17 protein-coding genes and 1 rRNA gene are annotated in these 20497 nt (G+C 61.1%); 4 read left to right on the top strand and 14 right to left on the bottom strand.

Annotated elements, in window-relative coordinates:
- The first annotated feature begins 134 nt into the window (after nucleotides 1–134).
- Together rrf and ACJ8PL_RS21220 are read left to right on the top strand one after the other, a co-directional pair.
- A 5S ribosomal RNA gene (gene rrf / locus ACJ8PL_RS21215) occupies nucleotides 135–250 on the top strand.
- A 258-nt stretch (nucleotides 251–508) separates the two neighbouring features.
- Nucleotides 509–1819, top strand: a complete 1311-nt coding sequence (locus ACJ8PL_RS21220) for an MFS family transporter (RefSeq protein ID WP_016929861.1) — start codon at nucleotides 509–511, stop codon at nucleotides 1817–1819.
- Nucleotides 1820–1855: 36 nt separating this feature from the next.
- Here ACJ8PL_RS21220 and pssA read toward each other — a convergent pair whose 3' ends face one another.
- From pssA to trxC, 4 genes are all read right to left on the bottom strand, one after another.
- Nucleotides 1856–3211, bottom strand: coding sequence for a CDP-diacylglycerol--serine O-phosphatidyltransferase (gene pssA / locus ACJ8PL_RS21225; protein ID WP_028127521.1), 1356 nt, complete (start codon nucleotides 3209–3211; stop codon nucleotides 1856–1858).
- Between the two features lie 152 nt (nucleotides 3212–3363).
- A complete protein-coding gene (locus ACJ8PL_RS21230) occupies nucleotides 3364–6012 on the bottom strand; it encodes a bifunctional acetate--CoA ligase family protein/GNAT family N-acetyltransferase (protein ID WP_079452313.1) in 2649 nt (882 codons plus the stop codon).
- Between the two features lie 42 nt (nucleotides 6013–6054).
- Complete coding sequence (locus ACJ8PL_RS21235; protein WP_425233934.1) at nucleotides 6055–6750, bottom strand: tRNA-uridine aminocarboxypropyltransferase; 696 nt, start codon at nucleotides 6748–6750, stop codon at nucleotides 6055–6057.
- A gap of 114 nt (nucleotides 6751–6864) precedes the next feature.
- Nucleotides 6865–7284: a thioredoxin TrxC gene (gene trxC / locus ACJ8PL_RS21240; RefSeq protein ID WP_004928868.1), complete on the bottom strand. Its 420-nt coding sequence runs from the start codon at nucleotides 7282–7284 to the stop codon at nucleotides 6865–6867.
- Between the two features lie 207 nt (nucleotides 7285–7491).
- Between trxC and ACJ8PL_RS21245 the strand changes: the two genes are divergently transcribed.
- A complete protein-coding gene (locus ACJ8PL_RS21245; RefSeq protein WP_004928870.1) occupies nucleotides 7492–8580 on the top strand; it encodes a tRNA/rRNA methyltransferase in 1089 nt (362 codons plus the stop codon).
- A 60-nt stretch (nucleotides 8581–8640) separates the two neighbouring features.
- On the opposite strand, the gene emrB is transcribed toward ACJ8PL_RS21245, so the two are convergent.
- The 7 genes from emrB to ACJ8PL_RS21280 all read right to left on the bottom strand — a co-directional run bounded on the left by emrB (nucleotide 8641) and on the right by ACJ8PL_RS21280 (nucleotide 15958).
- Nucleotides 8641–10179 (bottom strand): multidrug efflux MFS transporter permease subunit EmrB, encoded by a 1539-nt coding sequence (gene emrB / locus ACJ8PL_RS21250; protein WP_016929856.1) that lies wholly within the window; start codon nucleotides 10177–10179, stop codon nucleotides 8641–8643.
- 17 nt (nucleotides 10180–10196) lie between these two features.
- Nucleotides 10197–11369 (bottom strand): multidrug efflux MFS transporter periplasmic adaptor subunit EmrA, encoded by a 1173-nt coding sequence (gene emrA, locus ACJ8PL_RS21255; RefSeq protein WP_016929855.1) that lies wholly within the window; start codon nucleotides 11367–11369, stop codon nucleotides 10197–10199.
- A 23-nt stretch (nucleotides 11370–11392) separates the two neighbouring features.
- Complete coding sequence (locus ACJ8PL_RS21260) at nucleotides 11393–12844, bottom strand: efflux transporter outer membrane subunit (RefSeq protein ID WP_028127520.1); 1452 nt, start codon at nucleotides 12842–12844, stop codon at nucleotides 11393–11395.
- A gap of 28 nt (nucleotides 12845–12872) precedes the next feature.
- Nucleotides 12873–13391 (bottom strand): transcriptional repressor MprA, encoded by a 519-nt coding sequence (gene mprA, locus ACJ8PL_RS21265; protein ID WP_004928879.1) that lies wholly within the window; start codon nucleotides 13389–13391, stop codon nucleotides 12873–12875.
- Nucleotides 13392–13553: 162 nt separating this feature from the next.
- A complete protein-coding gene (gene ygaH, locus ACJ8PL_RS21270; protein WP_442531365.1) occupies nucleotides 13554–13901 on the bottom strand; it encodes an L-valine transporter subunit YgaH in 348 nt (115 codons plus the stop codon).
- The gene (locus tag ACJ8PL_RS21275) at nucleotides 13891–14637 is read right to left on the bottom strand and encodes an AzlC family ABC transporter permease (RefSeq protein ID WP_016929851.1); all 747 of its coding nucleotides are present in this window, start codon (nucleotides 14635–14637) and stop codon (nucleotides 13891–13893) included. The genes ygaH and ACJ8PL_RS21275 overlap by 11 nt, the downstream gene beginning before the upstream one ends.
- A 121-nt stretch (nucleotides 14638–14758) precedes the next feature.
- Nucleotides 14759–15958, bottom strand: coding sequence for an MFS transporter (locus ACJ8PL_RS21280; RefSeq protein WP_306376931.1), 1200 nt, complete (start codon nucleotides 15956–15958; stop codon nucleotides 14759–14761).
- 105 nt (nucleotides 15959–16063) lie between these two features.
- On the opposite strand from ACJ8PL_RS21280, the gene ACJ8PL_RS21285 reads away from it, so the two are divergent.
- Nucleotides 16064–16942 carry a LysR family transcriptional regulator gene (locus tag ACJ8PL_RS21285; protein WP_004928891.1) on the top strand — a complete coding sequence of 293 codons (879 nt, stop codon included), beginning with the start codon at nucleotides 16064–16066 and terminating at the stop codon, nucleotides 16940–16942.
- Nucleotides 16943–16972: 30 nt separating this feature from the next.
- Here the strand turns inward: ACJ8PL_RS21285 and proX are convergent, their stop codons facing one another.
- From proX to proV, 3 genes are all read right to left on the bottom strand, one after another.
- Complete coding sequence (gene proX, locus ACJ8PL_RS21290) at nucleotides 16973–17974, bottom strand: glycine betaine/L-proline ABC transporter substrate-binding protein ProX (protein ID WP_016929848.1); 1002 nt, start codon at nucleotides 17972–17974, stop codon at nucleotides 16973–16975.
- A 69-nt stretch (nucleotides 17975–18043) separates the two neighbouring features.
- Nucleotides 18044–19150 carry a glycine betaine/L-proline ABC transporter permease ProW gene (gene proW, locus ACJ8PL_RS21295; RefSeq protein ID WP_016929847.1) on the bottom strand — a complete coding sequence of 369 codons (1107 nt, stop codon included), beginning with the start codon at nucleotides 19148–19150 and terminating at the stop codon, nucleotides 18044–18046.
- Complete coding sequence (gene proV / locus ACJ8PL_RS21300) at nucleotides 19143–20345, bottom strand: glycine betaine/L-proline ABC transporter ATP-binding protein ProV (protein ID WP_016929846.1); 1203 nt, start codon at nucleotides 20343–20345, stop codon at nucleotides 19143–19145. The genes proW and proV overlap by 8 nt, the downstream gene beginning before the upstream one ends.
- Nucleotides 20346–20497: the final 152 nt, after the last annotated feature.

Here is a 20497-nt window from a genome sequence, read left to right on the forward strand (position 1 = left end):
CCAGTACTAATGATCCGTGAGGCTTAACCTTACAACACCGAAGGTGTTTTGGTGAGACCGAGACAATATTCAGCTTGTTTACAGATTGGATTAACTGGCTTCAGCGATGAAGCGGGTTGATTAAAACGAATTTGCCTGGCGGCAATAGCGCGGTGGTCCCACCTGACCCCATGCCGAACTCAGAAGTGAAACGCCGTAGCGCCGATGGTAGTGTGGGGTCTCCCCATGCGAGAGTAGGACACTGCCAGGCATCAAATAAAGCCGAAAGCCCTGAACTGACGTTCAGGGCTTTTTGCTATGCGTAAAAAGGAAAATCCCCGTTGTAATCCGCTTCAACTTTCATCGTACTGTTTAATATTCATCACAAAACCAACGCATTGTTTCTCTGAATGTCAGATATTCTTCGTCCGCTATTAAGTTTGGCTGTTAACTTATAAATAACAATAAAGTAACAACCAGGGCGGCAGGACGCCGAATTTCATCATTGCTATGGCTCGGAGAAAATATCATGACAGAAACAACCTCGGCTCTTGGGGATGAGCACGGCGTCGAACAGGAGGCGCTGGATAACAAGAAACGCATTTTCGCTATCGTCGGGGCTTCATCAGGCAATCTGGTGGAGTGGTTTGATTTTTACGTTTACTCCTTCTGTTCCATTTATTTTGCCGCCTCGTTCTTTCCAGCGGGCAACAGCACTACGCAGCTGCTGCAAACCGCCGGTGTTTTCGCCGCCGGCTTCTTTATGCGACCTATCGGCGGTTGGCTGTTCGGCTATATTGCCGACAAGCATGGCCGAAAAAACTCAATGCTGCTTTCAGTCTGCATGATGTGCGCCGGATCGCTGGTGATCGCCTGCCTGCCGACGTATGAATCGATCGGCAGTTGGGCCCCGGCGCTGCTGCTGATCGCTCGGTTGTTCCAGGGGTTGTCGGTGGGCGGCGAGTATGGCACCAGCGCCACCTACATGAGCGAGGTGGCAATCAAGGGGCGGCGTGGCTTCTACGCATCGTTCCAGTACGTGACGCTGATTGGCGGGCAACTGTTGGCGCTGCTGGTCTTGGTGATCTTACAGCAGATATTGCCCGCCGAAGAGCTGAAAGCCTGGGGATGGCGTATTCCGTTTGCCCTGGGGGCCGTGTTGGCGGTGGTGGCGCTTTACCTGCGCCGCTCGCTGAATGAAACCTCCGATGCGAAGACGCGTAACCACAAAGATGCCGGTTCGCTGACGGGGCTGTGGAAAAATCGCAAGGCGTTCCTGATGGTGCTGGGCTTTACCGCCGCCGGTTCACTGACCTTCTACACCTTCACCACCTACATGCAGAAATACCTGGTGAACACCGCCGGTATGGACGCCAAGCTGGCCAGCGCCATCATGACCGTTGCGCTATTCGTCTTTATGCTGCTGCAGCCGGCGGTAGGCGCGTTTTCGGACAAAATCGGCCGTCGCAGCTCTATGCTGATCTTCTCAGCCTTCGCCACGGTGTTGACGGTGCCGATCCTGTTTGCCTTGAAAGAGGTGACCAACCCCTTTATGGCGTTCGGTCTGATCGTGTTGGCGTTGTTCGTTGTCAGCTTTTACACCGCGATCAGCGGGCTGCTTAAAGCCGAGATGTTCCCGCCGGAGGTACGCGCGTTAGGGGTAGGCTTGTCTTATGCGGTGGCGAACGCCCTGTTCGGCGGTTCGGCAGAATATGTCGCGTTGTCGCTTAAATCATTCGGCGTGGAGAATGCCTTCTTCTGGTACGTTTCCGGCATGTGCCTGCTGGCGTTGCTGGTTTCGCTTCGGTTGCATCGCAAAGGGAAGGAGATACAGCTGTAATAAAAACCCCGGCCTTGGCCGGGGTCAGAGTATCGCTTACAGGATACGGCTAATCAGCCGATCGATGCGGATACGCCGCAGACGGCGAATCAGCTTGCGCACCTTGATCGGATACTGCTGAATGCTTTGCAGCTCCTGATAGTGGCCGACCACGGTGGTGTGGGTGCGGATGCACTCCAGCTCTTTTTGCCGCTGTTCGCGCATCTCTTGTTTGGGATCGTGGATCAGAATGGCGTTTTCCAGATCCAGCCGCCAGGCGCGCGGGTTGAGATTATTGCCGGTAATCAGCTGCCACTCTTCGTCTACCCACATGCCTTTCAGGTGATAGCTGTTATCGCCATCCTTCCACAGACGCACGATCAGCTGCCCGGTATCGATATAACGCTGCAAGCGGCTCAGGAAGCGGCGCAGGTTGATCTCGTACAGGTAGGGCAGCGCGCCGATGATTTTGAACGGCTGGTCTTCCGGAATATAGAAATCGTTGGCGGTCTTGTCGCCGACAATGATCTCCACCTGTTTGCCCTGGCGCAGCAGATAAATGATGTTGCGCACCAGCAGCGCCGGCAGGTTGAAGTAGGGGGTACAGAGCGTCAGTTTCTGGTCGGCGCACGACATCAGGTGATGAATGGTTTTATTCAGCACGCTTTGCTTGCCAAGCCCAACCAGCGGCGTCACCGCCAGCTCATCGTTGCCGGCCTTGCCGCGGAAGTGGTAACCGGCGCGGCGCAGGGCGAAACGGAACAGACGGGTCTCGTTTTTGATCTCCGGGCTTTTCGGGCGATCGCTGCGATCGAGGCGCTGTACGGCGCCGGCGGTGAGCAGATGCTGCTTGATGTAATCGATCAAGGTATCGGCCAGCACGCCGTTGGTGATCAGCTGATAGCGATCGTAACGGTATTTCTCATGCTGATGCAGATAAACGTCGTTGATGCTGGCGCCGCTGTAGATCGCGGTATCGTCGACCACAAAGCCTTTCAGGTGCAGTACGCCTAACGCTTCGCGGGTATTGACCGGCACGCCGTAGATTGGCACCGACTGTTCCGGATGTTGGCTGGCCATGGCGCAGTACCAGTCGGCGTTGGTATTGGCGGCGGCGGCGCCGATGCGCCCACGCTGTGCGCGGTGCCAGTCGACCAGTACGCAGATTTCCAGCTCGGGCCGCCGCTGTTTGGCTTGATACAGCGCGTTGAGGATCTCGCGCCCGGCGTCGTCATGCTCCAGATACAGAGCCACCAGATAGATGCGTTGGGTGGCGTTGGCGATGGCGCTCAGCAGCGTGGTGCGAAAATCGGACGGCGCGTACAACGTACGAACATCAGCAACCGTCTGGGGGAGTTTGGGCAGTTGTGCAAGGTGTTGTTGATGTTTGCTACGTTTAAATTTTGACAACATCACAGTGCGTTTCTTCTCTCATGATTGATGGCCAGAACGCCACAGGCATAAAAACAATAAACCGAATAATCGGGCGATAATACCATTAGTTGCCCCGATTGTGCGTATGTTTTGGCGTTAAGTGATGGATTCGTAGCGCATTGCGACGCAGGTCACTGCGCGTCGGCGGCCTGCAGCGGCAGCGTCAGATTGACGATGCCGTCCTCAAGCTGCACCTCAATGCCAAAGCCCAGCCGCTGCGCCAGTGCGATCATGCCGCGGTTATTCGGCATGGTGATGCCGCTCAGACGGGTCAGGCCATGAGCGCGCGCATAGGCGATCATTTTCTCCAGCAACTGACGGCCCAGGCCCAGTCCTTTGAGGTCGGAACGCACCAGCACGGCGAATTCGGCGTCGGTGTTGTCCGGATCGGACAGCGCGCGGGTCACGCCGATGATCTCGTCTGCGCGCACCGCCACAAAGGCCATTTCTCGATCGTAGTCGATCTGCGTCATGTTGGCCAAATCGTCATGGGTAAACTCATTGATCTCGCTGAAGTAGCGATAATAGAGGTCTTCCTTGGTCACCCGGTCGATGAAATGCTTCAGCGCCGGCTCGTCTTCCGGCAGGATCGGGCGGAACAGGCATTGGCTGCCGTCTTTCAACGCGATGGTCTCTTCCAGCTCATGCGGATAAGGGCGGATCGCCAGCCGCGCCTGCGGATCGCCGCTGAACGGCGCGAGCTGCATCGAAACGTCCAGCAGAGTGAATTCGCTGCCGGAGGCCAACACCGGGTGAATATCCAGCCGGGCGATCTCCGGGCAGTCGAGGATCAGGTTGGAGACCTGCACCAGCAAGCGGCTTAGTCCAGGGATATCTAAAGGCCGCAGCGCGCTGCGCCCGCGGATCTTGCCGCCTTTCACCGCCTGCAGCACCAGATAACGCGCCAGCGCCATGTTCAGCGGCGGCAGCGCGACCGCCACCTGATTTTCCTGGCGCCATTCCACACCGCCTTCACCCAGCATGATCAGCGGGCCGAAAATCGCATCCTGCTCCACCGCGATGCGCAGCTCCTGGGCGCCGGCGCGGTTGGCCATGCTCTGCACCAGCAAGCCGTGGATGCGCGCCTGAGGGTAGGTGCGCTTCACGCGGTCGAGGATCGCCTCCGCCGCGCGCTGCACTTCGGTCGCGGTGCGCAGGTAGAGCATGACGCCCTGAACTTCTGACTTGTGCGGGATATCCGGCGAACGGAGCTTCAGCGCTACCGGGTAGCCGATCTGTTCGGCGATATGTACCGCTTCGGCGCTGTCTTCGGCGATCCAGGTCGGCAGGGTGCTCAGGTCATAAGCCTGCAGAATGGATTGCACCTCGTGGGTATCCAACTGGGTGGCGCCTTCGGCCAGCGCCTGATGGATCAGGCGGTGAGCGTCGGCGGTATTGGCGGTCAGGCCGACCGGCAGCGCCGGGGTCTCTTTCAGCTGCTTCTGGTTGCGGCGGTATTCCACCATATGCATAAAAGCGGTCACAGCGCCTTCCGGCGTGCGGTAGGTGGGTATGGCGGCCTCGGTAAACAGCCGGCGCGCCTCTTGAGAAGAGTATTCGCCGCACCAGTTGGTCAGCAAGGTGATGCGTTTGCCGCGCGCATGCCGGTGCAGCGCGTCGATCAGCCGCTGCGCCGTGGCGGTGCCCGGCGCCGCCGCGCTCGGCGCATGGATCAGCAGCAGCGCGTCATAGTCGTGGCTGTCGAGCAGCGCTTCGAGAGCCGCCAGGTAGCGCTGCGGCGTGGCGTCGTCGCGCAGATCGAGCGGGTTGCCGGCGCGAATGAAATCCGGCAGCGCATCGCTCAGCTTCGCCAGGCTCTCATCGTTCAGCGTTGCCAGCTTGCCGTTGCGCCCGAGCAGCTCGTCCAGCGCCATTGCCGCCGGCGCCGCCCCGTTGCTGACGATCATCAGCCGCTCGCCGCGCAGCGGATGCATATGGCTGAGGGTTTCCACCGCGGAGAACAGCTCATGAGTATCCTGCACGCGCAGCAGGCCGGCTCGCTGGATGGCGGCGTCGTAGGCGGCGTCCAGCCCCTGCTGGCTGTTGAGCAGTAATTGCGCCTGTTGGCTGCGGCCGCTTTTGATCACCAGAATGGGCTTGTTGCGTGAGGCGCTGCGCGAGGCGGAGAGAAAGCGCCGTGCGTCGCTGATGTTTTCCAGATACAGCAGGATGGCGCTGGTTTTGCTGTCGCGCGCCAAAAAGTCGAGCAGGTCGTCGACGTCGATATCCAGGCTGTCGCCCAGCGCGATGAAGTAAGAGAAGCCGACTTCGCGCTGCTGCGCCCAGTCGAGAATGGTGTTGGCGACGGCGGCGGACTGCGAGATAAACGCCAGCTTGCCTTTTTGGATCGGCACCGGCGAGAAGCTGGCGTTGATGCCTTGCCACGGCGCCAATAATCCCAGGCTGTTGGGGCCCAATAGCCGCATGGCGTAGCGCTGCGCGCAGGCTTTCAGCTCGGCGAACTGTTCTGGCGGTGAAGAGAGCACGATGGCGGTTTTGCAGCCGCGCTGCCCCAGCGCGTCGAGCAGCGCCAGATTACGCTTGGCGTGAGTGCAGATGATCGCCAGATCCGGCGTCAACGGCAGGCTGGCGACGTCGGGGTAGGCCATGACGCCGCATACCGCCTTGTAGCGCGGCGTCACCGGCAAGATGGGGCCGCCGAAACCGCCGGCCAGCAGGTTGCTCATCATCAGGTTGCCGGCGCGGCCCGGCTGCTGCGAAGCGCCCAGAACGGCGATCGATTTGGGACGTAGTAGCGCTTCTAACCCTCGCTGGCTCATGCACGGCTCCTTTTGGCAACATTACGCCTGATTTTAGGCGCTTTATGGCTGCATTGCTGTGACCGATGCCTCCGGCCGGGTCGGTTTTCCCGCCAGATACTGTTGGCGGAAATAGCGAAAATGCTGATTCAACCCTTCGGCGGCCGGCAGATCGCCCGCCTGTTGCAGCAGGGCGGCGGCCACTTCCGCCGTGCAGTGTTGCTCGGCGCGGCTGGCTTCGCGTAGTTGGTAGTCCGATGCGGCGTCGACGTTGAGGGAAAACACCGGGAATTGATTGAGATACGGGCTTTTACGGAACATTTTGCGCGCCTCCGCCCAGGTGCCATCCAGCATGATGAACAGCGGCGGTTTGCCGCCGACGGGCAGTTCGCTGAACACCGGCCGCTCGGCGTCGGCGTAGGATGCGGGGAACACCACGTAAGGCTGCCGTGTCGGATCGTTGATGGCCGCCAGCAGGGCGGGATCGACCTCGGTACGCGACCAGAGGAACGCCTGGGTGTCCGGCAGGATATCGGCGATCAGGCGCCCGGTGTTGCTGGGCTTGAGCGGCTCGGCGCCGAACATGATCAGGCAGAAACGGCTGCCGGCCTGCTGCGGGCGAATGGTGTCGCACAGGCAGTTCTTATGCGGCAGCAGGCACCCCTGACAACGCGCCACTCGGCAACCGCGCGCCAGAAAGGGGCGGGTGGCGCGGTCTAAACGGAATTGGCGCAGGCGAAGTACGGCGTTGTCGGTCATAACGATCCTGGGGAAAAACCGCTATTGTAACGCAGAAAAAAGCCCGCCGGGAGGGGCGGGCTCGATCGGGGCGCGTTCGCGCGCAATGGCGGGATACGGCCTATACTTGCCGAATCACACTAACTCGTTGAGCCAGTTGTCAAACGGCGCTTTCGGCATCGCGCCGTTGAGCATGTCGACCATTTTTCCCTGACGGAACACCATGATGGTCGGGATGCTGCGGATGCGGAAACGGGCGCTCAGCTCCGGCTCGGCTTCGGTGTTCACTTTCACGAAGCGCACTTTGCCGGCGCGCTCTTCGGCCACGTCTTCAAAGATCGGCGCAAAGCTGCGGCACGGGCCGCACCACGGCGCCCAGAAATCGACCACGACCGGCAGATCGTCCTGCAGCAACTGGTCCAGCGTGGCGGCGGTGGCGTTGATCACTTCACCGTCGAAGAGCTCATGGCCGCAGCGGCCGCATTTCGCGTTGTCCGCCAGACGTTCTTCCGGCACGCGGTTGGTGGCATTGCAAGCTGCACAAACTGTATTCATGTTGACCTCGGGTACAGAGAAAGCATGGTCCCCGCAACGCGGTTGCGGAGATGTTTCTTTAATGCTGACAATTATCGGCAAAACCCGGCGCGTGAACAATGAGGTTTGTTCAATGGATGTGATAGTTGGGAGCTTTTAGCGCAAGTTGGTGGCTTCGTGCACCAACATCAGGTAATCTTCGCGCCCTGCGCGTTGGTGGAGAAGACAATGAACGATTCATTTAGTGGCAAGAACGGTAAAGTCAAAGTGATGTACGTCCGCAGTGACGACGACAACGGCGACGACCGTAACAAGAATAAACGTCCGGCCGGCAAAGGCCGTCCGGCTGACGGTGCGCGATCGGGCCGCACCGGTCAAGACAAGGCGCGCGGCGGCAACGATCGCCGCGGCGCCGACTCCCGCCGCAGTGAAAGCGATCGTCCTCGCCGTCCGGCGCGCTCTGAAGATCGCGGTGGCAATGAGTCGCCGTGGAGAACCGTCTCGCGCGCGCCGAATGAAGAGCCGGCGTTCGATCATGGCGGCATCAGCGGCAAAAGCTTCATCGATCCTGAGCAACTGCGCCGCCAGCGCGCGGAAGAAACCCGCGTTTACGGTGAAAACGCCTGTCAGGCGCTGTTCGCCAGCCGTCCGGAAGCGATTGTGCGCGCCTGGTTCGTGCAGTCGGTCACCCCGCGCTTCCGCGAAGCGCTGCGCTGGATGGCGGCTAACCGCAAAGCTTACCACGTGGTGGATGAAGAAGAACTGGCCAAGGCTTCCGGCACCGAGCACCACGGCGGCGTCTGCTTCCTGATCAAAAAACGTCAGGGCCTGGATGCGCAGACCTACCTGAAAACCGCACCGGCGACCGACTGCGTGCTGGCGCTGGAGGAAGTGGGCAACCCGCACAACCTGGGCGCCATCGTCCGTTCGTGCGCCCACTTCGGCGTCAACGGCGTGCTGCTGCAGGATCCGGCGCTGCTGGAATCCGGCGCGGCGGTGCGCACCGCAGAAGGCGGGGCGGAGCATATCAAGGCGATCAACGCTGACGATTTCCTGTCGGTGCTGGATACCTTCCGCAAGGCGGGTTACACCATCGTCACGACCTCGAGCCACAAAGGCACCGCGCTGGCGCAGGCCAAGCTGCCGGCCAAGATGGTGCTGGTGCTGGGCCAGGAACGCGACGGTCTGAGCGACAGCGCCTGGCAGCAGGGTGACATGAACGTGTCTATCGGCGGCACCGGCAAGGTGGAAAGCCTGAACGTTTCCGTGGCGACCGGCATTCTGCTGGCGGACTGGTGGCGTCAGAATCAGGCGTAATCTTTTCTACGTCGGATAAAAAAACGGGCGCCCCAGGGCGCCCGTTTCGTTTATTGCAGCTTAGTGCGCGCCGCCGCCCCCACCGCCGCCGGAGCTGAACGGCGGTTTCGCCACCCACACCAGCACCAGCAGCACCAGGAACACCCCGGCCGACAGCCAGAAGATTTCGTTGGCGGAGATGATCAGGCCCTGCGCGGTGATCTCGTTGGCGATGTATGCCGACGCCTGCTGCTTGCTCATGCCGAGCTGCTCCAGCTGGTGGTACATCTCCTGCGACTGCGGGTTGTACGGGTTGACGAACTCCGTCAGCTGCGAATGGTGCTGCGATTCGCGCTGCGTCCACAGGGTGGTGGTGATCGAGGTACCGATCGAACCCGCCAGCGTTCGCGTGAAGTTCGACAGGCTCGATGCCGCCGCCATACGCTCCGGCGGCAGGCCGGACAGCGTGATGGTGGTCAACGGCATGAAGAAGCAGGCGATGGCAAAGCCCTGGACGAACTGCGGCCAGGCGGAAGCGCCGAAGTCCATGCCCGGTTCAAACGTATAGGCGCGCCAGTAGAAGCACACGGCATACATGATGAAGCTGAAGGTCACCAGCCGGCGCATGTCGAGCCGGTTGCCGAACTTGCCGATGATCGGCGACAGCAGCACCGGGATCAGCCCGACCGGTGCCGACGCCAGCCCCGCCCAGGTGGCGGTATAGCCGTACACCTCTTGCAACAGCTGCGGCAACAGCACGATGGCGCCGAAGTACAGCATGTACGCCAGGCTGATGCACAGGCAGCCGATGGTGAAGTTGCGCGATTTGAACAGCGACAGATCCACCACCGGATGGTCGTCCGTCAGCTCCCAAACCACCAGGAACAACAGCGCCACCACCGCCACGACGGTCAGGGTGATGATCTCGGTCGAGTTGAACCAGTCCAGCTCCTTGCCCTGATCGAGCATCACCTGCAGCGAACCGATGCCGACGATCAGCAGCACCAGTCCAACCGTGTCGATCGGTTTGATCTCGGTTTTGGTTTCTCGCCCCTTCAGCGTCGCCATCGCCGCCATGATAACGAAGGCGCCGATCGGGATGTTGATGAAGAAGATCCAACCCCAATGGTAGTTGTCGCTGATGTAACCGCCGAGGATCGGCCCGAAGATCGGCGCGACGATAACGGTCATCGACCAGAGCGCCAGGGCCATCGCCCGCTTGGCGGGCGGGTAGTTGTTCAGCAACAGGCTCTGCGACAGCGGGATCAGCGGCCCGGCCACCACGCCCTGGATCACGCGGAAGAAGATCAGCATGCCGAGGCTGTTGGAGATGCCGCACAGCCAGGAAGCGAGGACGAACAGCGCGGTGGACCAGAGGAACAGCCGCACTTCGCCGATGCGCTTCGCCAGCCAGCCGGTGATCGGGATCGAGATGGCGTTCGCCACGCCGAACGAGGTGATCACCCAGGTCCCCTGCGAGTTGGAAGACCCGAGGTTACCGGCAATGGTGGGGATCGCCACGTTGGCGATGGTGGAGTCCAGCACCTGCATGAAGGTCGCCATGGCGAGCGCGACCGTCATCCAGGCAAGCTGGGCGCCTTCAAGCGGTTTCTGTGGCAAGATGGCCTCCCGCGCGCTTAGCCGGCGTTCGCATGGATCACGTCGGCGATCAGCTGGTTAACCGGCGCCAGATTCAACGCCAGCGCGTCGCTCTGGTACAGCGGTTTGTCGCGCACCACGTCAGACAACACGCGGCCGTCCAGATTGGCGGTGTCGACGGTCACCAGCGTCGAAAGACCGATGCGCAGCGGATGATCGGCCACCTGCTTGGCGTCGAGCTCAATACGCACCGGCAGACGTTGCACCACCTTGATCCAGTTGCCGGTCGCGTTCTGGGCCGGCAGCAGCGAGAAGGCGCTGCCGGTGCCCATGTCGATACCGACCACTTTGCCTTGATACACCACGTCATCGCCGTAGACGTCGCTGACCACCGTCGCCGGCTGGCCAATGCGCATGTTGGCGATCTGGGTTTCCTTGAAGTTGGCGTCAACCCAGATGTGATCGGCCGGCACCACCGCCATCAGCGGCGAACCGGCGGCGATCTGCGCGCCGACCTGCACGCTGCGGCGCGAGACATAACCGGTAATCGGGCTGATCACCTTGGTACGCTGCAGCGCCAGCCAGGCGTCGCGCATCTGCGCGGCGGCCTGTTGGATCGCCGGCTGCTGTTCCAGCGGGGTATTCAGCACCATCGCCTGATTGGCGTTGTATTGCTGCACCGCCACTTCCAGGGCTGCCTTGGCGCTGTCGACCGCATCGCGCGCGTGTTGCAGTTCTTCGCGGCCGATGGCGTCGACGCTGCCCAGCACTACGCGGCGTTTCAGATCGTTCTCGGCCTTGCTCAGATCGGTCTTGCGCAGGGCGATGTTGGCCTGATATTGCTTGCTGTTGATGATCAGCTGGTGGGTCTGACGCACGCTGTTGGCCAGGCCGGTCTTGGCGCGTTCAAACGCCTGCTCGGCATCGGTCGGGTCGAGCGTCAGCAGCACGTCGCCCTGCTTGACGTAGTCGGTGTTGTCGAAATTGACGCTGTTCACGCTGCCGGACACCTGGGCCATGATCTGCACCTGGTTGCCGGAGACGTAGGCGTCGTCGGTTTCCTGATGATGACGCAGCACCAGGAACCAATACACTAAGTAAGCCACCCCTATAACAATGAAAATAACCGTCAGCAACAGCAGCCAAAATTTGCGCTGCTTCTTTTTGCCGCTCGGCTGCTGCGGGTTTTGAGTTTCCGCGCTTGCGCTCATGGTGTTCTCCAAGCCTTATATTATTATGCTTTCGAATCCGCTGCGGCCGGGGCCTGATAGCCACCGCCCAGCGCGCGGATCAGTCCTATCTTCGCCTGCAGTAAATTGCTGCTGGCATTCAACTCCGCCTGTTGCTGCTGTAATAGCTGCGTTTGGCTGGTCAACAGATCGTCGCGCCCGATAATCCCTGCCTGGTAACGGGCGTTGGCGACCTGGTACACCTGTTGCATCGACTGGGCCGCGGACGCCGCCTGCAGCTGCTGTTGCGCAGAACTCTGCTGGATGGTGATGGCGTCAGCGGTTTCCTGTACCGCATTCAGGATGGTTTGGTTGTAGGATTCCACCGCTTCGTCATACAACGCGGATTCCTCGCCCAGCTTGCTGCGCAGCGCCCCGGCGTGGAAGATCGGCAGCGAGATCGCCGGCATCACGTTCCAGGCCTGGCTGGCCGCTTCAAACAGATTCGGGCTGGTGCCACTGGTATTGGTGGTCATCAGGCCGGCGAAGGCTGAAATGGTCAGGCTGGGATAAAACTCTTTACGCGCGGCGCTGACGCGCTGGCTGTAAGATTCCACCAGCTGGCGTTGCGCGGCGATGTCCGGACGTTTACCCAGCAGATCCGCCGTCAGCTCGCCCTGCGGCGCCATCAGGTTGTCTGCGGGCAACGGCACCTGACGCAGGTGCTGCATGGCGTTCGGCCCCTGGCCCGCCAACGCGGCAAGCTGGTGTCTGAGCTGTTCGATTTGCGACTGCAGCTGCAGGATCTGCTGCTTGGCGACGTCGGACTGCGCCTGGGTCTGTTGCGGCACATCGACGCCGGTCAGCCCGGCCTGATAGCGCTGTTGGCGCAGCGCGGTCAGGCGCTCATTGTTGTTTACTTCCTGCTGCAGCAGCTTCTCGAGCGCCAGATTGCTCTGCAGCTGGTAGTAGGCGGACGCCACCGAGCTGGTCAGCGTCAGCGCCGCCTGTTCCTGCTCGGCGCGCGCGGCGTTGACCTGCGCCTTGGCGGCGTTCACCTGGTTGCGGTATTTGCCCCACCAGTCGAACTCGTACGCCAGGTTCAACCCCAGCGAGTTGGAGCTTTCGTAGATCGGCTTATGCGGATACCCCAGCCCCATATTGACGTTTTGCGGCACGCGCTGGCGCTGGGTGCTGGCGTTCAGATCCAGGTTCGGCCCGTTGGCGGCGCTGGCTTCACCCACCACGCTCTGCGCTTCGCGCACGCGGGCGGCGGCTTGACGCAGGGTCGGCGAGCTTTGCAGCGTCTGCGTCATCAGGGTATCCAACTGCGGATCCTTGAGGGCGCGCCACCACTGCGGGCTGACGGCCAGCGAACTGACTTTCGGCTGAGCCAACTGCAGGCTCTGCGGATCCATCAGCGTGGATTGCGGGGCAATATTATCGGTCGAAGCACACCCGGCCAGCAGTAACACGGCGAACAGCGGGGTGAATCTCCAGTGAAATGGGGATCGCATAAGTAGGTACCTGAACAGAAATTGTGAATTAGGGTAACTGTTCTGTGATTTCCATTTGATCCAGACGTGCCAGCAATTTGCGCGTCAGCTGTTCCAGCTGTTTTTGCTCATCGTCGGTCAATGTGGACCACAGGAAATGCAGACATTGATGCTGCGGCGGCAGCAGTTGACTGAGAAATTCTTCCCCCTGCGGCGTCAGGTGCAGATGCAGGCAGCGGCGATCGTTGTCGCTTTCCCGGCGCTCGATCCAGCCGCGTTTTTCCAGCTCGTCGGCGATGCGGGTCGCATTGGTGCGCGAGGAGCCTAAGGCAGAGCTTAGCTCAGAAGGTTGGATGCTGTGGCTTTCCTGCGCATCCAGGGTAATCAGCGCCATAAACAGTGTTTCGTTAATCCCCTGCGCTTTGAGCATCTTATTGCGGTTTTCCAGCAGCTTGCCTTGCATGTGCATGCACAGGCGGGTCAGCAGGATTTCCTGATAAGGGAAATCTTTCTGCCGCGTGGCGCGGAAATTCAGCATTTGTTCTATGGGGGCAAACGAGCTTTCCATAATTTAGGGCCTCATTAATTTCGTTCGAGATAGTAACGACGGTGACAAATAATGTAAATGTTCAGCCGTGCGGATAATTTAGCAATTCGTGTCATTTGTCAGTGTTTGTAAAGATGTGGCGCCTGAAAACGCCAGTGTGAAGCCAAACGATCGGGAGCGCCGTCAGCCCGCGCCGAAAATCATTAACAGCTTTAATGTGACGCCAAAGGTCGTTGCGCCGAGCAGCGTCGACAGAATGATGCTTTTGCTGCGGTAGAAGCACAGCGCCAGCGCGGCGAACCCCACCAACGTCGGCAGCAGTTTGTCCGGCTCGCGCATCACCACCGGCGTGCTGGAGACCACCAGCAGGGCGCAGATCGAGGCGATGCCGATGCTGTCGAGCAGCAGGGCGGCTTTACCGCGTTTGAGGCCGGGCTGGGCGCGCGCCGGCGCCAGCCGCAGCGGCAGATAACGGAACAGGTAATTGGCGCAGCCCACCACCAGGCCGATCACCAGCACATCAGTGTTCATGGCTGGCCTCCGCAGGGGCAGGTTGGAACAGAGCGGCGACGCAACCGGCGCCGATGCCGGCCAAAATGGCGACCGGGATGGAGAACAGCACCACGCCGAGCAGCGCGCCGGCCAATGAGGCAGCGATGGTCAGGCTCTGCGGACGCCGGAAGGCGGCCAACAGGAAGCTGAGAAACAGCGCCGGCAGCATGAAGGCCAGCGAGGCCTCGATCACCGGGAACTGCTCCAGCGGGCCGTTGCCGAACAGCGCGCCGAGCGCGGTGCCGGCCACCCAGGAGAGCCAGGAACAGAGCGCGATGCCCAGCATCCAGTTTTCGCTCCAGCTGCGGTTATTGCGCATCAGCCTGGCGGTGGCGGCGGCGAAGACCTCATCGGTCAGACCAAAGGCCCACATCGCCGTTTTACCGGGCGACATGCGCGAGACGATACGATGACGCAGCGCCGGGCCGTACAGCAGGTGGCGCACGTCCATCGCCATCACCGTCAATGCGGAGACCCACAGCGACATCCCGGCGCTCAGCAGGGCGGTGATCACGAACTGGCTGGCGCCGGCGTAGATGATGCAGGAGAAGAAAATGCTTTCCAGCGGGGAAAAACCCAGTTTGACGGCGCTGAGGCCGAAGGCGAACGCCACCGGGACATACCCGATGACGATCGGCAAACTGTCGACGACGCCGTTGGCGAAGGTGGCGCTGACGGCGGGCGGATTGAGGCTGTCTGCAGCTTGGCTTTGCATGGTTGTGGATCGCAGGGTAGATAGGACTTCAATAGTTTATGCCCAGAACATTACCAGAGAGTAAGTAATGTTTATACCCTGTACCGCTAATAAATTTCTTTAGTGACTATTTGCACGATAATCAGATTGGCGCGGGCCCCTGCGGATCGTGGTGCTTGCCGAGCCGCCAGGTCAGCAGGTTGAGCAGGCATAACACCCCGCCGGCGGCGGCCACGCCGTACCAACCGGCATGTTGATAGGCCGAGGCGGAGAGCAGTGAACCGAGAGCGCCGCCGATAAAGTAGCTGGTCATGTAGCCGGCGGTCAGGCGGTTGCGCGCGTCCGGCATGATGCGGTACATCACGCTCTGGTTGGTGACGTGCACCGCCTGCACCGCCAGATCGAGGATCAGGATGCCGGCGATCAACGCCCACAGCGATTGTTTGGCGAACGCGATAGGGATCCAGGACAGCAGCAGCAACACCAGGCCGACGGTGGTGGTCAGCCCGGCCTTGCCTTTGTCCGCCAGATGCCCGGCGCGCGAAGCGGCCAGCGCCCCGGCGGCGCCCACCAGGCCGAACAGCCCGATCACTCCCTCGGAATAGTTGAACGGCGGCGCGGCGAGCAGAAAGGCCATTGAGGTCCAGAGCACGCTGAAGTTGGCGAACGACAGGGCGCCGAGGATGGCGCGGGTGCGCAGCAGCGGCGTGCGGCAGAACAGGCTGAAGATCGAGGCCAGCAGCTGCGGGTAGTTCAGCCCGGAGTGTTGCTTATAGCGCGGCAGCGCGCGCCACAGGATCAGCGCCATCAGGAGCATCAGCACGCTGGCGACCCAGTAGATGGTGCGCCAGCCGCCGAACGACGCCAGTGCGCCCGCGACGGTTCGCGCCAGCAGGATGCCGAGCAGCAGGCCGCTCATGATGATGCCGACGGTCTTGCCGCGCTTTTCCGGGTGGGCCAGCGTGGCGGCCAGGGGCACCAGGATCTGCGCCACTACCGAGAACAGCCCGGTGAGCGCGGTGCCGAGGATCATCATCGGCAGCGTGGCGGAGGTGGCGGTGATCAGCATGCCGCCGGCGGCCAGCAGCGTCATGAAGACGATCAGGCCGCGGCGTTCGAACATGTCGCCGAGCGGCACCAGCAGCAGCAGGCCGGTGGCGTAACCGAGTTGCGCGGCGGTGACGATAAAGCCGGCCTGGTTGACCGACAGGTTGAAACTGGTGGCGATGGTTTCCAGCAGCGGTTGCGCGTAGTAGTTGCTGGCGACCGCCAGGCCGGTGGCGATGGCAATCAGCACGGTCAGCGCCGGGCTGAGGCCCGGATGGGCGTTTTGTGGGTTCATGATTTTTTCATCACGGGAAGAAGATAGCGCGCAGTATCCGGCAACGCGTCTGGGGAAACCAATGTATAATTTTCATTTGATTTATCTCATTTCAAGATAGATGCCATGAACCTGAAACAGATCCGCTACGCGCTGGCGGTGGCGGAAGAACAGAGTTTCACCCGGGCGGCGCAGCGCTGCCATACGGTGCAGTCGGCGCTCAGCCACCAGATCGCCAAACTGGAAGAAGAGCTGGGCTGTACGCTGTTTGAACGCACCTCGCGCCGGGTGCGGTTGACCCCCGCCGGCCAGGCTTTCATTCCGTCGGCGCAGCGACTGTTGGCGGCGCAGCAGGCGCTGGTGGAAGAGGTGACCGCCGCCGGCGATGCGGTGTCCGGCACCCTGACCATCGGCACGATTTCAACCATAAACGCGATTGATCTGACCGAAAAGCTCGACAAGTTTCATCGCCACTATCCGGCGGTGAACATCCGCCTGTACGTTGGCATGAGCGAAGCCCTGCTGGAGGATGTGCGTCAGCAGAAGTGCGATATGGCGTTCGTCGGCATTTGGCCCGGCGATGTCGATTTACTGCCGATGTCGCACCGGCAGTTGACCGATGAGCCACTGGTGGCGCTGGTGGCGCCGCAGCACCCGCTGGCCAACCGCGAGCGGGTAAACCTGCAAGCGCTGGCGGAAGTACCGCTGGTGGATTTCTACAGCGGCACCGGCGCGCGGCGCCAAACCGATCGCGCCTTCCTGGCGGCGGGCATCCGCCGACACGTCAGTTTTGAGATAGATCATATCGAATGGCTGGAGAATTTGGTGCGGCGCGGATTGGCGGCGGGCATCGTACCTGTCTCGACCGCGCAACGCTTAAGCGCGCTGGTGTCGATTCCGATTGAAGACGGGCCGCGGCGCCAGGTGTATTGCATCTGGCCGCAGCCCTTGTCGAACGCCGCCGCACGTTTTTTACAGTTCAGCGGCATCGATATGGCGGGGTAGGGGCGCAGCAAAGGCGGCGCCCCTGAACGGTTACGACTTCGCCGCTGCGGCGGCGGTTTTCACCCAGCCGTCGAAGGTCGCCTGGTGCGCCTTGATCCAGCCGTTAACGTGGTTCTGGATATCGGCTTCCGAAGCCTGGCCTTCATGCATGCGCAGGTTTTGCGCGTTGATGTCGGCGATCGGCAGCTTCATGATGGCGAACAGCTTGGCGGCCGCCGGATTGGCTTCGGCCCACTGTTTGTTGGCGGCGATGCGCATGGTGTTGACCGGGAAGCCGTAGTTGGCGCCGTTAGGCAGCTTGGTGTCGACGTTCTTCTGCTCGCCCGGCAGCGAGGAGAACGGCACCTGCAGCCAGACCACGTCGCGGCCCGGCACCATCACATCGCTGACCCAGTACGGCGTCCAGGTGTAATACAGCACCGGTTTGCCCTCTTTGTAGCGGGTGATGGTGTCGGCGATCATCGCCGCGTAGTTGCCCTGGTTGTGTTCGACGGTGTTGCTCAGGCCATAGGCCTTGATGTGATGGTTGATCACCGCTTCGCAGCCCCAGCCCGGGGTGCAGCCGGTCAGATCGGCCTTGCCGTCGCCGTTGGTGTCGAACAGCTTGGCGATCTTGGGATCCTTGAGCTGCTCGACGTTGGTGATGTGGTATTGCTCGGCGGTTTTCTTGTCGATCAGGTAGCCCTGCGCGGCGCCGTTGACGTAGACGCCTTCGCGGTAGAACTTGGCGTCGCCGCCGGCGGCCTTGTACTGATCGGCGTGCAGCGGATCCCAGTTGACCGCGATAAAGGTCGCATCGCCGGAGGCGATCGAGGTGTAGGCGACGTTGTAATCCACTTCACGCGGTTCTTTCACGTCATAACCCAATTTTTCCAGCGCTTTGCTGACCAGCAGCGTCTGGAACGTCTCTTCGGATATGGTGCTTTGCACCGGCTGTACCGCGATCCCCTTGCCGGGTAAATCTGCCGCGCTCACGCTCTGTGAGCCAATCAGCGTCGTCAGGGCGAGAGCCCAGATGCCCGTGGTGCGCATAGTGTTTCCCCTCTTTCGATGTGGTGGTGTCATAGCCCGCCGGGGCCGCAGCCGCCGGCGGGAAAAGCGTCAGGCTTGCTTGATGAACGGGCGAGTCAGCAGCCCGATGGGGCCGCGGCGATACCAGCGGCCGATGCCTTTACTGCGGCGATCGCGCCCCAGCGATTGGGTGAGGCGATCGAGAATGATCGCCAGGATCACGATGCCGACCCCGCCGACGGCGGCCAGGCCCATGTCCAGCCGACCGATGCCGCGCAGCACCATCTGGCCCAAACCGCCGACGGCGATCATCGAGGCGATGACCACCATCGACAGCGCCAGCATCAGCGTCTGATTCACGCCGGCCATGATGGTCGGCATCGCCAGCGGCAACTGCACCTTGAACAGCAGCTGGCGCGGGCTGGCGCCGAAGGATTCGGCGGCCTCGATCAGATCCTCCGGCACCTGTTTGATGCCCAGAATGGTCAGACGCACGATCGGCGGCAGCGCGAAGATGATGGTGACCACCACGCCCGGCACGTTGCCGATGCCGAACAGCATGACGATCGGCACCAGGTAGACGAAGGCCGGGGTGGTTTGCATCGCGTCGAGCAGCGGTCTAATCACCTTGGCGGCGTGCTTGCTGCGCGCCAGCCAGATGCCGAGCGGCAGGCCGATAAGGATGCAGAAGAACAGCGCGGTCAGCACCAGCGCCAGCGTGACCATCGCCTGCGACCAGGCGCCAATGGCGCCGATGGCGATCAGGGAGAGCAGCGTCGCGGCGCCCATGCCGAGGCCCGAGACCTGCCAGGCGAGCAGCGAGAACACCAGAATGGCGATCGGCGCCGGCATGCCCAGCAGCAATTGCTGGAAGCCGCTCAGGATCATGTCCACCGGCACGCGGATGCCCTGGAACAGCGGGCGGAAGTGCAGCACCAGCCAGTCGATGCCTTGCGTGACCCAGGTGTCGAACGGCACCCAGGCTTTGTGGAACGGATCGAGCAGGCTGAAGTGCTCCGGCTGCGCCGGGGCGCCGCTGAGCCAATCGGCGCTTTGCCCGGCGGCGTCATGAGCGGCCGGCGGCGGCGCGCTGGACCAGGCGTCGCCGGCGTTGGCGGCGGCATCGCTGGCAGGTGCGGAGCCGGTATCGGCCGCTGCGGTAGCCCAGGGATCTTGGGTTTGCGTGGTATCACTCATTGGTTGAGCCCTCCTTGTCCAACGCCTGCAGCAGCATGGCCTTGGAGATGATGCCGAGATAGTTATGTTCTTCGCTCACCACCGGCACCGCGCACGGCGCCTGGGCGACCAGGGAAATCAGATCGCTGAGCGGCGTGTCGGCCGGCACGGCGGCGGGGGCCTCGAGCAGGGCATCGTCCAGCGTTTGATTGGCGGACAGCGCTTTTTTCAGCGACTCTATCGACACCACGCCGATAAATTTCTTCCCGCGTTCAACAACATAACCATAATCACGGTCCTCATCGCGCAGCAGCTGCAGCGCCGAGCGAGGGCCAAAACCGGGGGTTTTGCGGATCAGCGTCACCGGGCGCCGTTGGGCGATATCCTTGGCGCTGAACACATGACTGATGTCCACGCCGCGGAAGAAGGTGCGCACATAGTCGTTGGCCGGGTTGTTCAGGATCTCGTCCGGCGTGCCGACCTGGATCACCTCACCGCCCTGCATGATGGCGATGCGATCGCCGATGCGCATCGCTTCGTCCAGATCGTGGGAGATAAACACGATGGTGCGTTGATGCTGGGCCTGTAATTTCACCAGCTCATCCTGCATTTCGGTGCGAATTAACGGATCGAGCGCCGAGAAGGCTTCGTCCATCAATAATATATCCGGGTTATTGGCCATCGCGCGGGCTAATCCCACGCGCTGACGCATGCCGCCGGATAATTCATCCGGATAAGACAGCGCATAATTCTCCAGCCCGACCTGACGCAGGGCGTCCAGCGCTTTTTCCTGGCGTTCCTGCAGCGGTATTCCGGCTAATTCCATGCCAAAGGCGGTATTATTCAGAACATTCATGTGCGGCATTAGTGCGAATGACTGAAATACCATGCTGATCTTATTTCGCCGCACGGTGCGCAGCGCGGTGTCGGATATTTTTGCGATGTCCTCACCGTCGATCAGCACCTGACCGCGGGTGGGTTCTATCAGACGATTGAGAAGGCGTACCAGGGTGGACTTGCCGGAACCGGAGAGCCCCATGATGACAAATATCTCGCCTTCTTCAATGGCCAGAGTGGCGTCTTTTACGCCGAGCGATAAGCCGGTTTTTTCAAACAGCCGATCTTTTGTCAGACCTTTATCCAGCAGTTTGAATGCGCGTTCCGGGTGCTCGCCAAATATCTTATACAGGTTCTTTACTTCGAGTTTAATTGCCATGCAATTTGCTGTTTCCTCTGGTTTAATTAACGCGTTATGGGCTGTCCTTAGCAAAATAAAAGAGCTTTTTACCCTAACACAGTGAATATCTGAGACAACCCTCAATGTCATTTAAATGGGATATTAGTGGTTTACATCAAGGTTTTAATTAG

This window comes from Serratia sp. CY83965, from assembly GCF_052166375.1.
Classification (GTDB): domain Bacteria; phylum Pseudomonadota; class Gammaproteobacteria; order Enterobacterales; family Enterobacteriaceae; genus Serratia; species Serratia marcescens.

Bases quoted from the DNA above. Each gene is read 5' to 3' on its own strand.
- ygaH (WP_442531365.1), bottom strand. From the start codon at position 13,901: ATGAACACTGATGTGCTGGTGATCGGCCTGGTGGTGGGCTGCGCCAAT.
- pssA (WP_028127521.1), bottom strand. From the start codon at position 3,211: ATGTTGTCAAAATTTAAACGTAGCAAACATCAACAACACCTTGCACAA.
- ACJ8PL_RS21230 (WP_079452313.1), bottom strand. From the start codon at position 6,012: ATGAGCCAGCGAGGGTTAGAAGCGCTACTACGTCCCAAATCGATCGCC.
- ACJ8PL_RS21275 (WP_016929851.1), bottom strand. From the start codon at position 14,637: ATGCAAAGCCAAGCTGCAGACAGCCTCAATCCGCCCGCCGTCAGCGCC.
- proW (WP_016929847.1), bottom strand. From the start codon at position 19,150: ATGAGTGATACCACGCAAACCCAAGATCCCTGGGCTACCGCAGCGGCC.
- ACJ8PL_RS21260 (WP_028127520.1), bottom strand. From the start codon at position 12,844: ATGCGATCCCCATTTCACTGGAGATTCACCCCGCTGTTCGCCGTGTTA.
- proX (WP_016929848.1), bottom strand. From the start codon at position 17,974: ATGCGCACCACGGGCATCTGGGCTCTCGCCCTGACGACGCTGATTGGC.
- emrA (WP_016929855.1), bottom strand. From the start codon at position 11,369: ATGAGCGCAAGCGCGGAAACTCAAAACCCGCAGCAGCCGAGCGGCAAA.
- ACJ8PL_RS21245 (WP_004928870.1), top strand. From the start codon at position 7,492: ATGAACGATTCATTTAGTGGCAAGAACGGTAAAGTCAAAGTGATGTAC.
- proV (WP_016929846.1), bottom strand. From the start codon at position 20,345: ATGGCAATTAAACTCGAAGTAAAGAACCTGTATAAGATATTTGGCGAG.
- ACJ8PL_RS21235 (WP_425233934.1), bottom strand. From the start codon at position 6,750: ATGACCGACAACGCCGTACTTCGCCTGCGCCAATTCCGTTTAGACCGC.
- ACJ8PL_RS21220 (WP_016929861.1), top strand. From the start codon at position 509: ATGACAGAAACAACCTCGGCTCTTGGGGATGAGCACGGCGTCGAACAG.
- ACJ8PL_RS21280 (WP_306376931.1), bottom strand. From the start codon at position 15,958: ATGAACCCACAAAACGCCCATCCGGGCCTCAGCCCGGCGCTGACCGTG.
- ACJ8PL_RS21285 (WP_004928891.1), top strand. From the start codon at position 16,064: ATGAACCTGAAACAGATCCGCTACGCGCTGGCGGTGGCGGAAGAACAG.
- mprA (WP_004928879.1), bottom strand. From the start codon at position 13,391: ATGGAAAGCTCGTTTGCCCCCATAGAACAAATGCTGAATTTCCGCGCC.
- trxC (WP_004928868.1), bottom strand. From the start codon at position 7,284: ATGAATACAGTTTGTGCAGCTTGCAATGCCACCAACCGCGTGCCGGAA.